Source organism: Micromonospora sp. HM5-17 (genome assembly GCF_003762835.1).
In the GTDB taxonomy this organism is placed as follows: Bacteria; Actinomycetota; Actinomycetes; order Mycobacteriales; family Micromonosporaceae; genus Plantactinospora.
In genome coordinates, this window is record NZ_RJWA01000007.1 from 1 (window position 1) to 14493 (window position 14493).

Annotated in this window: 14 protein-coding genes; 8 read left to right on the forward strand and 6 right to left on the reverse strand. The window is 72.8% G+C overall.

Annotated features, from left to right (window positions below; genetic code table 11):
- Positions 1-1187 (reverse strand): MFS transporter (locus EF879_RS19715; protein WP_233604598.1); only part of this gene is annotated, 1187 nt, incomplete at its 3' end.
- A 130-nt stretch (positions 1188-1317) separates the two neighbouring features.
- Complete coding sequence (locus EF879_RS19720; RefSeq protein WP_123560823.1) at positions 1318-2067, reverse strand: helix-turn-helix domain-containing protein; 750 nt, start codon at positions 2065-2067, stop codon at positions 1318-1320.
- 278 nt (positions 2068-2345) lie between these two features.
- Here EF879_RS19720 and rapZ point away from each other — a divergent pair, with 278 nt between their 5' ends.
- From rapZ to EF879_RS19760, 8 genes are all read left to right on the forward strand, one after another.
- On the forward strand, positions 2346-3230 hold the full coding sequence (rapZ, locus tag EF879_RS19725; RefSeq protein WP_123561238.1) for an RNase adapter RapZ: 885 nt from the start codon (positions 2346-2348) through the stop codon (positions 3228-3230).
- Positions 3227-4192 carry a uridine diphosphate-N-acetylglucosamine-binding protein YvcK gene (gene yvcK / locus EF879_RS19730; protein WP_123560825.1) on the forward strand — a complete coding sequence of 322 codons (966 nt, stop codon included), beginning with the start codon at positions 3227-3229 and terminating at the stop codon, positions 4190-4192. The genes rapZ and yvcK overlap by 4 nt, the downstream gene beginning before the upstream one ends.
- 53 nt (positions 4193-4245) lie before the next feature.
- On the forward strand, positions 4246-5226 hold the full coding sequence (gene whiA, locus EF879_RS19735; protein WP_123560827.1) for a DNA-binding protein WhiA: 981 nt from the start codon (positions 4246-4248) through the stop codon (positions 5224-5226).
- A gap of 234 nt (positions 5227-5460) precedes the next feature.
- Positions 5461-6465 (forward strand): type I glyceraldehyde-3-phosphate dehydrogenase, encoded by a 1005-nt coding sequence (gap, locus tag EF879_RS19740; protein WP_123560829.1) that lies wholly within the window; start codon positions 5461-5463, stop codon positions 6463-6465.
- A gap of 37 nt (positions 6466-6502) precedes the next feature.
- On the forward strand, positions 6503-7702 hold the full coding sequence (gene pgk / locus EF879_RS19745; protein WP_123560831.1) for a phosphoglycerate kinase: 1200 nt from the start codon (positions 6503-6505) through the stop codon (positions 7700-7702).
- Positions 7703-7737: 35 nt separating this feature from the next.
- Positions 7738-8502 (forward strand): triose-phosphate isomerase, encoded by a 765-nt coding sequence (gene tpiA, locus EF879_RS19750; protein WP_123561240.1) that lies wholly within the window; start codon positions 7738-7740, stop codon positions 8500-8502.
- Positions 8503-8553: 51 nt separating this feature from the next.
- Positions 8554-8808, forward strand: coding sequence for a preprotein translocase subunit SecG (gene secG / locus EF879_RS19755; protein WP_123560833.1), 255 nt, complete (start codon positions 8554-8556; stop codon positions 8806-8808).
- Between the two features lie 124 nt (positions 8809-8932).
- Positions 8933-9298 (forward strand): RNA polymerase-binding protein RbpA, encoded by a 366-nt coding sequence (locus EF879_RS19760; protein ID WP_123560835.1) that lies wholly within the window; start codon positions 8933-8935, stop codon positions 9296-9298.
- Positions 9299-9390: 92 nt separating this feature from the next.
- Here EF879_RS19760 and pgl read toward each other — a convergent pair whose 3' ends face one another.
- From pgl to EF879_RS19780, 4 genes are read right to left on the reverse strand one after another with little or no spacing between them, the layout of a single operon-like run.
- Positions 9391-10143 (reverse strand): 6-phosphogluconolactonase, encoded by a 753-nt coding sequence (pgl, locus tag EF879_RS19765; RefSeq protein WP_123560837.1) that lies wholly within the window; start codon positions 10141-10143, stop codon positions 9391-9393.
- Positions 10140-11117, reverse strand: a complete 978-nt coding sequence (locus EF879_RS19770; protein WP_123560839.1) for a glucose-6-phosphate dehydrogenase assembly protein OpcA — start codon at positions 11115-11117, stop codon at positions 10140-10142. The genes pgl and EF879_RS19770 overlap by 4 nt, the downstream gene beginning before the upstream one ends.
- 43 nt (positions 11118-11160) lie before the next feature.
- Positions 11161-12678 carry a glucose-6-phosphate dehydrogenase gene (gene zwf, locus EF879_RS19775; protein ID WP_199736530.1) on the reverse strand — a complete coding sequence of 506 codons (1518 nt, stop codon included), beginning with the start codon at positions 12676-12678 and terminating at the stop codon, positions 11161-11163.
- Positions 12675-14348, reverse strand: a complete 1674-nt coding sequence (locus EF879_RS19780) for a glucose-6-phosphate isomerase (protein ID WP_123561244.1) — start codon at positions 14346-14348, stop codon at positions 12675-12677. The genes zwf and EF879_RS19780 overlap by 4 nt, the downstream gene beginning before the upstream one ends.
- Positions 14349-14493 lie beyond the last annotated feature (145 nt).

Here is a 14493-nt window from a genome sequence, read left to right on the forward strand (position 1 = left end):
CGCTCTCGTTCCGGCAGGTCACGCAGGTGCGGGATCGGCGAGGGCAGCAACCAGAGGACCCCGGCCAGGGCGCCGACGGTGGCGATCCACAGTGTCGGGCGTACGCCGAGCGCGCTGCCGAGCGTGCCGCCGAGGAGCGCACCCACCGGTCGGATGCCGTAGTTGATGGTGCGTTTGACCCCGGTCACCCGGGCCAGCAGCGGCTCCGGGATCACCGCGGTCTGCACCGCCCCGCTGGTGATGTCGAGCAGCATGACTCCGAGACCGGCGAGGAACTCCGCGGCCACGAGTGCGGCCAGCACCGCCCAGGTCGGGCCACCCGCGAGCGGCACCAGGAGCAGGGGCGCCGGGAAGAGGACGAAGCCCAGCACGACTGCCCGCCCGACGCCGAGGCGTCGGGCCAGTCGGCCGGTGACCGTTGCGCCGAGGAGCGCGCCGAGCGCGCCGGCTCCGATCGCGAGGCCGAGCAGGCTGGGCGACAGGTTCAGTTCGGTGCTGGCGTAGAGCACGAACAGCGCGTGGAACATGTAGTTGAACAGGTTCAGCGTCGTGGTGCCGAGCAGCGTCGCGCGGAGGATCCGGGACCGTACGACGAAGCCGAGTCCCGCGCGGAGGCCGCGGCTCCCGCCTCCGGGATCGGCCGGTGCTGGCTCCGTGGGCCGGATCCGGGCCAGGAACAGGGCGGAGAGCAGGTACGACAGGACGTCCACCAGCAGCGCGATCGGCGCGGTCAGGACCTGGACGAGCAGGCCGCCGAGGCTGGGGCCGGCGACGAACGACAGCGCGCGGCTGCTGCCGATCAGCGAGTTGGCATCGACGTAGTGCCTCCGGGCGACGAGCGACACGAAGAGCGTGCTGTGCGCCACCTCGAAGAGCACGGCGAGGGTGCCGGTCAGGAAGGCCACGACGTAGAGCTGCTCCAGGGCGAGGACGTCGCACAGGTACGCCACGGGCACCACCGCCAGCAGCACGGCCCGGCCGAGGTCGGCGAGGACCATGATCCGGCGCTTGCGTGGGTACCGGTCCAGCCAGGCCCCGACGACCAGGGGGAAGAGCAGGTTGGGCAGCATTGTCGCGGCGGTGAGGTAGCCCATCTCGGCGGGGCCGGCCCTGGTACCGAGGACGGCGACCAGCGGCAGGGCGAGCGTCAAGACCTGGTCGCCGAAGAGCGACACGGTCTGGGCCAACCAGTACCGCCGGAACTGCGGCTGTCGCAGCAGCGCGGGGGCCAGCGGCGGGGCCGGGAGGCCGAGAGGTCTGTCGCGGCCGGGGCGGGGGTGTCCGTGGTGTCGACCTCGACCGCCCCTGGTCCGCTGTTCATCGCGTCGATCCCCGGTCCGCCGACGCGGCGGGATCCGCCGAGGCGGCCGGCGTCGCGGCGGGCGCGCCGGGATCCGCGGGCTTCGGTGATGACGTCGCGGTTGCGGGCTCGGGCGACACCGCCGTACCCGGCGACGCGGCCGGGTCTGCCGGCACGGGCGACGGCGAGCCTGACGGCGGCGCCGGGTCTGCCGGTAGCACGAGCCGGATGAGGCTGATCGGTCGCGCTCCGTCGGGCCGCGCCGAGGGGTCGATCAGCCGGTCGTCGTACGCGGCCAGCAGCGCCTCGATCCGGCGGGTCAGCTCGGCCAGCTCCTCCGCCGTCAGGTACAGGAGGGCGTCGCTGAAGCCGGTCACCGCCCGCCACTCGGCCGGCTCGGCGGTCCGTCGGGCCAGGTGCTGGCGGGCCCGCTCCAGGTAGCGGTCGAGGATCACGCCGTTGAGCTGGTCGGTCGCCGCCCGGCCGGCCGGGTCGTCGGAGCCGTCGTCCCAGGAGGTGACCAGCGCCGTCGCCCGCCAGGGCCGTTCCCGCGCGTCGCCGCCGGGGACGCGCTCCGCGAGGCCGTACTTCGCGAGCTGCCGGAGATGGTACGAGCAGCTGGGCACGCTCTCCCCGAGCCGGTCGGCGGCCTGGGTGGCGGTCATCGGGCCCTCGCGGCGGAGCAGACCGACCAGGGCCATCCGCAGCGGGTGCGCGTACCCCCGTAGGGCGCGGGGATCGGTCAGCCGGATGCTGGGTAGCGCCATACCCTAAAGCTATCTTTAGAAAGAAAGCTTTAGCAAATGACATACCCGGCCGCCGAGGCACGTCGGCTGCCCAAAACCCGGCGGGCGGGTAGATTACGTCTCCAGCCACAGCGGGAGGGTGGAGCGTGCACGAAACGCGGGTGGCGGCCGACGGGCCGCCGGCGGGTGAGCCGGCGGTGCCCGAAGCGCCCCGAACCGAACCACCCCAGCGCGGACCGGTCGGCACCGGAACGGCGGACCCGGACCGGATCCCGGTCGAGTCCTCGGGACCGGCCCCCTTGTCCGAGGACGGGCCGGCACGGTCGGACACCACGCTGGTCGTGGTGACCGGGGTCTCCGGCGGTGGTCGCAGCACCGTCGCCCGGGCGCTCGAGAACGTCGGCTTCTACGTCGTGGACAACCTGCCGCAGGCGCTCATGCTCGACATGGCCGAGCTGGCGTTCCGCGCCGGCGGCGCCGCCCGGCGTACGGCGATGGTGCTGGACGTGCGCAGTCGGGCCTTCTCCACCGACCTTGCCGGGGCGATCCGCGCCCTGAAGGACCGAGGCTTCCAACCCCGGGTCGTCTTCGTGGACGCCGACGACGAGGTGCTGATCCGCCGGTTCGAGAACGTCCGCCGCTCGCATCCGCTGCAGGGCGATGGCCGGCTCGCCGACGGGATCGCGATCGAACGCGGCCTGCTCGAGGAGGCCCGCGACCAGGCCGACGTGATCATCGACACCAGTCACCTGAACGTGAACCAGCTCCGCCGCCGGGTGGAGGAGCTCTTCGGCGCCGAGGACGCCCGGCGGCTACGGGTCACCGTGCTCTCCTTCGGCTTCAAGTACGGCCTGCCGCCGGACGCCGACTTCGTGCTCGACACCCGCTTCCTGCCCAACCCCTACTGGGTGCCGGAGCTGCGTGAGCACACCGGCCGGGAGGAGGCGGTCAGCCGGTACGTTCTCGGCCAGGAGGGCGCCACCACCTTCGTCGAGACGTACACCCGGTTGATCAACGCGACCGCGCCCGGGTTCGAGCGCGAGGGGAAGCGCTACCTGACCGTGGCGGTCGGCTGCACCGGCGGCAAGCACCGTAGCGTGGCGATCGCCGAGGAGCTCGCCACCCGGCTGCGCCAGACCCGGCTCGCGGCCAGCGCCCAGCACCGTGATCTGGGGCGCGAGTGAAACTCAAGGTCGTCGCATTCGGTGGCGGACACGGGCTGGCCGCGTCGTTGCGGGCGCTGCGACACTGCGCGCCCGAGCTGGAGCTGGAGATCACCGCAGTGGTGACGGTCGGTGACGACGGCGGCTCCAGCGGCCGGCTTCGGGCCGAGCGTGGCGCGCTGCCCCCGGGTGACCTGCGACAGGCGCTCGCCGCGCTGGCCGCGGACGAGGCGGACAGCCGGACCAGCGCCGCCCTGTTCCAGCACCGGTTCGCCACCGGCGGACCGGGGCGGGACCCGCTCGCCGGGCACACCGTCGGCAATCTGGTCCTCGTCGGGCTGATGGAACTGCTCGGTGACCCGGTGGCCGCGCTCGACCACGCGGGCCGGATGGTGGGCGCCGTCGGTCGGGTGCTGCCGATGTCCTGCGAACCGGTGGGGATCGAGGCCCGGGTCCGGGGCGCCGACCCGCGTCGACCCCACGCCGTGCAGACCGTACGTGGACAGCACGCGGTCGCGGTGACCGACGGCCGCGTCGAGCTGGTACGGCTCACCCCGGCCGGGCCCCGGGCCTGTCCGGAGGCGTTGGCGGCGGTTCGTGACGCCGACTGGCTGCTCTTCGGCCCGGGCAGCTGGTACACCAGCGTGATCCCGCACCTGTTGGTTCCGGAGCTGGCCGCCGCGATCGTCGCCAGCCCCGCCCGCCGGCTGGTCACACTCAACCTGGCCACCGAGGCGGAGACGCTCGGGCTCTCGCTCGCCGACCATCTGGCGGCGCTCACCTGGTATCTGCCGGAGCTCACCATCGACGTGGTAATCGCGGACGGGAAGGCGGTGGGTGACCCTGAACCTGTGCACCGTGCGGCAGAATCTCTGGGTGCGCGGCTCGTCCTCGCCCCGGTCGCCGTACCGGACGGTGGCCCTCGGCACGATCCCGCGGCGTTGGGCGCCGCGCTGGTGCCTCTCCTGGGCGCCGATCGTTAAGCACGTACGAATCACCGGCATCCGCCGGAACCGGCCCACGAGGTGACGAGAAGATGGCGATGACCGCTGCGGTCAAGGACGAACTGAGCCGGGTCGACGTGCCCAAGCCCTGTTGCCGCCGGGCGGAGATGGCGGCGCTGCTGCGCTTCGCCGGCGGCCTACACATCGTAGCCGGGCGGGTGGTGGTCGAGGCGGAACTCGACACCGGCGCGGTGGCCCGCCGGCTTCGTCGCGAGATTGCCGAGGTGTACGGCTACCCGAGCGAGATTCACGTTCTCGCCTCCGGCGGACTGCGCAAGGGCAGCCACTACATCGTTCGGGTGGTCAAGGACGGCGAGGCCCTGGCCCGGCAGACCGGGCTGCTGGACGTCCGTGGGCGTCCGGTGCGCGGGCTGCCCCCGCACGTCGTGGCGTCCGGTGTCTGCTGTGCGGTCTCGGCCTGGCGCGGGGCGTTCATGGCCCACGGCTCGTTGACCGAGCCGGGCCGCTCCTGCGCGCTGGAGATCACCTGCCCGGGGCCGGAGTCGGCGCTCGCCCTGGTCGGCGCCGCCCGGCGGATCGGCATCACCGCCAAGGCCCGTGAGGTGCGGGGCGTCGACCGCGTGGTGGTCAAGGACGGTGACGCGATCGCCGCGCTGCTCACCCGGCTCGGCGCGCACGCCAGCGTGCTCACCTGGGAGGAGCGGCGGGTACGCCGCGAGGTACGGGCGACCGCCAACCGCCTGGCGAACTTCGACGACGCGAACCTCCGTCGCTCGGCCCGGGCCGCGGTGGCCGCCGCCGCCCGGGTGACCCGGGCGTTGGAGATCCTCGCCGACGACGCCCCCGACCACCTCACCTCCGCCGGGCGGCTGCGTCTGGAGCACCGGCAGGCGTCGCTGGAGGAACTCGGGGCGCTGGCCGACCCGCCGCTGACCAAGGACGCCATCGCCGGCCGGATCCGCCGGCTCCTGGCGCTGGCGGACAAGCGTGCCCGTGACCTCGGCATCCCGGACACCGAGGCGGCGGTCACTCCCGACATGCTCGCGGTGTGAGACCAGCGGCGGTGTGATCCGACCGGTTCGGATTATCCCCCGACGCCGCGCGACGTTCCGCACTCGGATAGGGTCGCAGCGTACGGCGACGGGGCCGGAACCGGCTGACCGCCGTGCGCTTCCGCCGCGGCGGGCCGGGATGACCTAGCAGTGCCCGACTGCAGCGGTCGGCGCACCCATCTTCGCCGCCGGCTGGCTGACGGCGGCGAACCGAAACACGAGGAGATGGAGTCAGTGACCATCCGGGTTGGCATCAACGGCTTCGGCCGGATCGGCCGAAACTTCTTCCGCGCGGTGCTCGCGTCCGGCGCTGACGTCGAGGTGGTCGGCGCCAACGACCTCACCGACAACGCCACGCTGGCGCACCTGGTCAAGTACGACAGCATCCTCGGCCGGCTGCCGCAGGAGGTCAAGGCGACGGCGGACGAGATCACCGTCGGCGGCCACACCGTGAAGGTCTTCTCCGAGAAGGACCCGAGCAAGCTGCCCTGGGGCGACCTCGGCGTCGACGTCGTGGTCGAGTCGACCGGCTTCTTCACCGACGCCACCAAGGCCCGGGCGCACATCGACGGCGGGGCCAAGAAGGTCATCATCTCGGCGCCGGCCAAGAACGAGGACGTCACGGTCGTGATGGGGGTCAACCACGACAGCTACGACCCGGCCAAGCACACCATCATCTCCAACGCCTCCTGCACCACCAACTGCCTGGCCCCGATGGCCAAGGTGCTGCAGGACACGGTCGGCATCGAGCGCGGTCTGATGACCACCATCCACGCGTACACCCAGGACCAGAACCTCCAGGACGGTCCGCACAAGGACCTCCGGCGGGCCCGGGCCGCCGCGCTGAACATCGTCCCGACCTCGACCGGCGCCGCCAAGGCGATCGGCCTGGTGCTGCCCGAGCTGAAGGGCAAGCTCGACGGGTACGCGCTGCGGGTGCCGATCCCGACCGGCTCGACGACCGACCTCACCGTCACCGCGAGCCGGGAGACCTCGGTGGAGGAGGTCAACGCCGCGATGAAGGCCGCAGCCGAGGGCGCGCTCAAGGGCATCCTCACCTACACCGAGGACCAGATCGTCTCCTCCGACATCGTCACCGACCCGGCCTCCTGCATCTTCGACGCCGGCCTCACGAAGGTGATCGGCAACCAGGTCAAGGTCGTCGGCTGGTACGACAACGAGTGGGGCTACTCCAACCGGCTCGTGGACCTGGTCAAGCTGGTGGGTGCCTCGCTGTGATCGCGCGGAGGAGGCTCGCGAACGGAGGACCGGTCCGGTGAGCATCCGAAACCTCGACGACCTGCTTGCCGAGGGAGTGTCAGGTCGGCGCGTCCTGGTGCGCGCCGACCTGAACGTGCCCCTCGACAAGGAGACCGGCGCGATCACCGACGACGGCCGGATCCGCGCGGTGCTGCCGACGCTGACCGCGCTGCGGGACGCCGGGGCCGCGGTCATCGTCTGTTCCCACCTCGGCCGCCCCAAGGGCGCGCCCGACCCGAAGTACAGCCTGGCCCCGGTCGCCACCCGGCTCGGTGAGCTGCTCGGCACGCCGGTCGCGTTCGCCACGGACACCGTCGGGGAGTCCGCCCGGGCGACCGTCGAGGGGCTGTCCGGCGGCCAGGTCGCCCTGCTGGAGAACCTGCGGTTCAACCCGGGCGAGACCAGCAAGGACGAGGCCGAGCGGGGCGCCTTCGCCGACCAGCTCGCAGGGTTCGCCGAGTCGTACGTCGACGACGCGTTCGGCGCCGTGCACCGCAAGCACGCCAGTGTGTACGACGTACCGGCCCGGCTGCCGCACGTGGCGGGCCGGCTGGTGCTGCGCGAGGTCGAGGTGCTGGCGAAGCTGCGCCACGAGCCCGACCGGCCGTACGTCGTGGTGCTCGGCGGCTCGAAGGTCTCGGACAAGCTGGGCGTGATCGAGGCGCTGCTGCCCACCGTCGACAAGCTGCTGATCGGTGGCGGCATGTGCTTCACGTTCCTGCGCGCGCAGGGGCACGAGATCGGCAAGTCGCTCCTCGAGGAGGAGATGGTCGACACCTGCCGGCGGCTGCTGGAGCAGAACGCCGGCAAGATCCTGCTCCCGGTCGACGTCGTGGCGGCGACGGAGTTCAGCGCGGACGCCGAGCACGCGGCGGTGCCGGTCACCGAGATCCCGGCCGACCGGCTGGGGCTGGACATCGGCCCGCGGACCGTCGCCGCGTTCGCCGACGCGATCGGGACCGCCCGGATGGTCTTCTGGAACGGGCCGATGGGCGTCTTCGAGCTGGCGCCGTTCGCCGCCGGCACGCGTGGGGTCGCCGAGTCGATCACCTCGGTGAAGGGCTTCACCGTCGTCGGTGGCGGGGACTCCGCCGCGGCGGTCCGGGCGCTCGGCCTCGACGAGTCGGCGTTCGGGCACATCTCCACCGGCGGGGGCGCCTCGCTGGAGTACCTGGAGGGCAAGGCCCTCCCCGGCATCGTCGCTCTGGAGAAGTAGTGGCCAGCACCCCCGCGCCCGCCCGCCGGCCGCTGATGGCGGGCAACTGGAAGATGAACCTCAACCACCGGGAAGCCAACCTGCTGATCCAGAAGCTGGCGGCCAGCCTCACGGAGCAGCAGTTGACCGACGTCGAGACGGTGGTGTTGCCTCCCTTCACCGACCTGCGCACCGTGCAGAGCGTGGTCGAGGGCGACAAACTGCTGATCGGCTACGGAGCGCAGGACCTGTCGCCGCACCAGTCCGGGGCGTACACCGGAGAGGTCTCCGGCGCGATGCTGGCCGCGCTCGGCTGCCAGTACGTCGTGGTCGGGCACTCCGAGCGGCGGACGTACCACCACGAGGACGACGCGCTGGTGAACGCCAAGGTCAAGGCGGCACTCGCGAACGAGCTGACCCCGATCCTCTGCGTCGGGGAGGGCCTGGACATCCGCGAGCGGGGCGAGCACGTGGCGTACGTGCGCGACCAGCTCGACGCCGCGCTGGCCGGGCTGGACGCCGCGCAGGTCCGGAAGGTGGTCGTCGCGTACGAGCCGGTCTGGGCGATTGGCACCGGCAAGACCGCCACCCCGGAGAACGCCCAGGAGGTCTGTGGCGCGATCCGGGCCCGCCTCGCCGAGCGGTACGACCGGGAGACCGCCGACCAGGTTCGGATCCTCTACGGCGGGTCGGTGAAGGCGGCCAATATCGCCGGTATCATGGCGCAGCCCGACGTGGACGGCGCGCTGGTCGGCGGGGCGAGCCTGGACGCCGAGGAATTCGCGCAGATCTGCCGGTTCCCGGAGCACATCGCCCGCTGACGGTCGCTATCCTTGACGGGCCCCGCGTAGCTGAGAGGACTGACCCCTGCCATGCCAACCTGGTTCGCATACACGTTGATCGTGTTGCTGGTCATCACGAGCGTGCTGCTCACCTTGCTGATCCTGCTGCACCGGGGCAAGGGCGGCGGAATGTCGAGCATGTTCGGCGGGGGGGTCAGCTCCAGCCTGGCCGGCTCGTCGGTTGCCGAGAAGAACCTCGACCGGTACACCGTTCTGGTGGGTCTCGTCTGGTTCGCCTGCATCGTCGGGCTGGGCCTCTGGCTGCGGCTGGCCCAGACCACCTGACCCACCCAGGGCACACGAGCTGCGCGCGGTCCGCTACTGTGGGCCGCGCGCAGTCGTCTGCGCTTGCACCGCGTCATGCCGTTGCCCCACCGACGGACCCCTCTGACGAACGGAGCGAGCAGTCGTGCCCAGTGGCAGCGCCATTCGTGGCAGCCGAGTCGGCGCCGGGCCAGCCCGGCCGCCAGAACGATGTGAACCCGCCCCCCGCCGATCGGTCACCTACTGGTGTGCCAACGGGCACACCGTGACGATCCGGCTGGCGCTCGAGGCGGAAACCCCGGAACTCTGGGACTGCCCGCACTGCGGGCTGCCGGCCGGACAGGATCCGCACAACCCGCCAGGACGGCGGCGGACGGAGCCGTACAAGACGCACCTGGCGTACGTGAAGGAGCGGCGCAGCGAGGCGGACGCCGAGGCGCTGCTCGCCGAGGCACTGGCCGCGTTGCGCCAGCGCCGCGGCGAGCAGTCGTCGAACACGCCCGGCGGATAGGCCGGGAGGCCGGCGACTCGGCCGCCGGCCCGGGCGGTCGCACCCGGCCTGGCTGATCGCCGCCGGCCCGGGGGCGCCGTCGTCCCGGGCGGTCAGGAAACCGGCCGGACCTCGGCCGCCGCGGCCCGGTCCAGCAGCCACCGGGTGGCGCGGACGCCGTGCACCCCGGCGGCCGGTACCGAAGCCGCTCCGCCGGCGCCGAGCGCCGTCCGTACCGCCGCCGCCTTGTCGGCGCCGGCGGCGACCAGCCACACCTCCTGCGCGGTGTTGATCGTCGCCAGGGTCAGGGTGAGCCGGGTCGGCGGCGGTTTCGGGCTGTTCCGGACCGCCGCCACCGAACCGGCCGCCCCGCCGACCGGATGTCCCGGAAAGACCGAGGCGACGTGGCCGTCCTCGCCGACGCCCAACATCAGCACGTCGAAGCGTGGCAGCTCGGCCGCCCCGGCGGCCGCCGCCAGCTCGGCCGCGTACCGAGCAGCGGCGGCCTCCGGGTCGGCGCCGTCCGGACCGTCCGACGCCGGCATCGGGTGGACCCGCTCCGGCGCCAACGGCAGGACGTCGAGCAGCGCCGCCCGGGCCTGGGTCTCGTTGCGGTCCGGGTGACCGGTGGGGAGGAACCGCTCGTCCCCCCACCAGACGTCGACCCGGGACCAGTCAACCGCGTCCCGGGCCGGCAGGTCACGGACGGCCCGATAGACCGCGGCGGCGATCCGCCCCCCGGTCAGCACGATGCTTGCCGTGCCCCGCTCCGCCTGCGCGTCGACCATGGCCACCAGCAGCCGGGCGGCGACCGTCTGGGCCAGGAGGTCGGGGCCGGCGTGCACCACCAGACTGGTCTCGCTCACGCCGCTCCCTGCTGCGCCGGATCCTTCCAGACGTGCACCCGCTGGTGCGGCCGGGAGTCGAGCCCGGAGACCCCGGCGATCGCGGCCAGCGCGTCGGCGTAGATCTGGTCCGGGTCGAGCCGGCGCAGCTCCTCGGCGAGTTCGTCACCGAGCGGACGACGGACCAGCGGCAGCCGCCGGTCGGGCTGCCCGGACCGGCGGAAGATCGCGGTGCTGTCCTCCCGGGTCAGCACCATCTCGTCGCCGTTGGCACAGCGCAACGCGACCTCCCGCATCCGGGGGAACTCCGTGGTGTGCTGCCACTCGGGCTCCAGCCCCAGCCGGGACTTCAGCCAGCCGACCATCAGGGCCGCCGTCGGGTCGCCGGACGGTGCGACGACCCGGGCCGCCGTGACCTGGTTGCCCTCGGTGGTGTCGAAGGCGCCGGCGACGAGGGTGCGCCACGGGGTGATCCGAGCCCAGGCCAGGTCGGTGTCGCCGGGGGCGTAGTCCCGGGCCCGCTGCCGCAGCGCCGCGATCGGGTCGGCCGCCTGGGCGGAGTCGGTGATCCGGCGGTCGGCGACCACACCGAGGAAGTCGGTGGCGATCTCCTCCGGCGGCTCGCCGTGCCACCACGTCACCACCGGTACGTCCGGCACCAGCAGCGGCATCACCACCGACTCGGCGTGCAGGGCGAGCCGCCCGTACATCCGGGCCACCACCGCCTCGCCCGGCCCGAGTCGGCCACCGACGACGATCTCCGCGTCGAGCCGGCTCCGGTCTCGTTCGACGTCGGAGCGGACCACCACGATCATCCGGCACGGGTGGGCGGCCGAGGCGATGGTCACCGCCGCCTCCGCCTCCCGGACCCGGGGCTCGTCGACGACCACGATCAGGGTGAGCGCCATCCCGCTGGCGACCCCGCCCGCGCTGCGTCGTTCCGCGGCCAGCGCCTTGACCACCTCGTTACCGGTGGTGTCCCACAGGCCGATCAACGCTGCCTCCTGGGTGCGTGTTGTGGTTGCGATCCTCGGCGTGTCACGCCCGCCGCCATGACCGACCGTCCCGGGCGAGCAGCTCGTCCGCCGCCCGGGGACCCCACTCGCCGGCCCGGTACGGCTCCGGCCGGGTCCCCGCCCAGGCGGCCTCCAGCGGGTCGATCACCTGCCAGCTCTGCTCGACCTCGGCCGCGTCCGGGAAGAGGGTACGGTCGCCGAGCAGCACGTCGAGCACGAGCCGCTCGTACGCCTCCGGGCTGGACTCGGTGAACGCCTCGCCGTACTGGAAGTCCATGGCGATGTCCCGGACCTCCATGGTGGTGCCGGGCACCTTGGAGCCGAACTTCAGCACCACGCCCTCGTCCGGCTGAACCCGGATGACGAGCTGGTTGTTGCCGAGCATCTCCATGTCGGCGGGGTTGAACGGCAGGTGCGGCGCCTTCTTGAAGATGATGGCGACCTCGGTCACCCGGCGCGGCAGCCGCTTGCCGGCGCGGATGTAGAACGGCACCCCGGCCCAGCGCCGGTTCTGGATGCCGAGGCGGACCGCGACGTACGTCTCGGTGGTGGAGTCCGGCGGCACCCCCTCCTCCTCGAGGTAGCCGACCGCCCGCTTCCCGGCCACCCAGCCCGGCAGGTACTGGCCCCGGACCGTGCCGGTGGCGATGTCCTCCGGCAGGGTGATCGCCCGCAGCACCTTCAGCTTCTCGGTCCGGATCTCGTCGGCGTCGAAGCTGGTCGGCTCCTCCATCGCCACCAGGGCCAGGAGTTGCAGCAGGTGGTTCTGCAGCACGTCACGGGCGGTGCCGGTGGCGTCGTAGAAGGCGGCCCGGGAGCCGATCCCGACGTCCTCGGCCATGGTGATCTGCACCGAGTCGACGTACTGGGCGTTCCACAGTGGTTCGAAGAGGCTGTTGGCGAACCGGAGGGCGAGGATGTTCTGGACGGTCTCCTTGCCCAGGTAGTGGTCGATCCGGAAGACGTCCTCCCGGGTGAAGACGTCGTCGACCAGCTCGTTGAGCGCCCGCGCCGACGCCAGGTCGTGCCCGAACGGCTTCTCCACCACGACCCGGCGCCAGCCGCCGCACTTCTCGTTGTCGGCCATGCCGGTTCGGGCGAGCTGCTTGAGCACGGTGGGGAACGTGGCCGGGGGGATGGAGAAGTAGAACGCGGCGTTGCCACCGATGCCGTGGCTCTCCCGTAGCTCGTTGAGGGTGACGGCGAGCTGGTCGAAGGCAGCGTCGTCGTCGAACGAGCCGCCGACGAACTTGATGTTGCCGGCGAGCCGCGCCCACACCTCGTCGCGCCACGGGGTACGGGCGTGTTCCCGGGCCGCCTCCCGGGCCAACGACTCGAAATCGCCGTCGCCCCAGTCCCGGCGGGCGAAGCCGAGCACCACGAAGTTCGGTGGCAGCAATCCTCGGTTGGCCAGGTCGTAGATTGCGGGCAGCAGCTTCTTGCGTGCCAGGTCCCCGGTCGCCCCGAAGATCACCAGCGCACACGGCTCCGGGATGCGCGGCAGCCGCCGGTCCTGCGGGTCGCGCAGCGGATTCATCACCCCTCCTTCATGTCACGCAGGACCCGCGCCGCCTCCAGCAGCCGGGACACTCCGGCGGCTCGGTCGGTCAGGTGCAGCCGCAGCACCGAGCGGCCCCGCTCGGCGAGCGCCTGCCGGTCGCCGGCGGCCTGCGCGGCCTGCAGCTGGCCAAAGGTGTACGGCTTGCCGGGTACCGGCAGGTCGTCGGTGACCGCGCCGGTGATCTGGAGGAACGAGCCGAGCTGCGGACCGCCCTTGTGGTACTGCCCGGTCGAGTGCAGGAACCGGGGACCCCAGCCGAAGGTGACCGGCCGACCGGAGGCGGCGGCCAGCTCGGGGCGGACCTGCCCGGCCTTGGCGTCGGCGAACCGGTCCAGGTACGCCATCACGGCGAGGTAGCCGGTGTCGCCGAGCCCGTCGAGCAGCAGCCGCAGCGCGCCGGCCAGGTCGCCGGGCACGGGGGCGTCCCGCTGCGCCTCGCCGGGCGACCAGTAGCCCTCGATCCCACCGTCGACGAAGGTCGGCGACTCGACGGGCAGGCCGGTGTCGAGCAGCCGCTTGGTGTTCTCCTTCGACTCGGTCACGTTCGGCTGGTTGAACGGGTCGATGCCGAGCACCACCCCGGCGATCGCGGTGGCGTACTCCCAGGTGAGGAACTGTGCGCCCAGCGGGCCGTTGACGGCGAGCTGGGGCCGGATCCCGCCCCCGGGGACCGCACCGGCGGGCAGCCCGCCGCCGTAGGTGACGGTGAGGACGTCCGGGCCGGTCGCGCCGGGACTGCTCGGATCCTCGACCACCACCGGCAGGATTCCGACGCCGCTCTTGCCGGTCGATTCGGCGAGGAGCTGTTCGATCCAGTCGCCGAGGCCGTCGATACCGGTGCCGTCCGACACCAGGGCGACCTTGTCCCGCCCGGTGGTGGCCGCCGCCCCGAGCGCGGCGCCGAGCGCGAGCCCGGGGTTGTCCCGGTCACCGGCGAGCGAGGCGGCCAGCGCCTCGGCCTGGTCGAGGAGTTCGGCCACCTCGACCCCGGCCAGCGCCGACGGGACCAGCCCGAACGCGGTCAGCGCCGAGTAGCGCCCGCCGACGTCGGGGTCGGCGACGACGAGGAAGGCGCCCATCTCCTCGGCCGTCTTCGCCAGCGGCGAGCCGGGATCGGTCACGATCACGAAGCGCCGACCGGCCTCCGCCTCGGTCAGCCCGGCGTCCAGGAACGCCTGCCAGTACGCCCGGCGGTGGCTGTCGGTCTCCACCGTCGAGCCGGACTTGCTGGCCACCACGACCACGGTCCGGTCGAGCCGGTCACGTAGCGCCGCCCGGACCTGCCCGGGATCGGTGGTGTCCAGCACCGTGAGCGGCTTGCCGAGCGTACGGGTGATCACCTCGGGGGCCAGCGACGAGCCGCCCATCCCGGCGAGGACCACGTGGTCGAGGTCGGCCAGCTCCGCCTTCAGCTCGGCGAGCTGGGGGAGGAGGTCCCGGCTGCGCCGGAAGGTGTCCACCCAGCCGAGCCGGATCGCCGCCTCGGCCTGCGCGTCCGGCCCCCACAGCGTCGGGTCCTTCCGGGCCAGCCGCGCCGGAACGTCGTTGGCCAGCAGCGCGTCCCGCGCCGACGCCGGCGCCGCCGCGACAACGCTCTCGGCGCCGTAGACGGCGAGGCCGGCCGCGCCCTCGCAGCCGCCGTCCAGCAGATCCTGCTCGGTGCTCACACCGCCCCCTCGCTGCGCTCGGTGCCGGCGTTCGCCGGGCTGCTGAGTCGCCTGGTTCGCTCGCTACGCTCGCTCACGCCGCCCCCTCGCTGCGCTCGGTGCCGGCGTTCGCCGGGCTGCTGGGTTG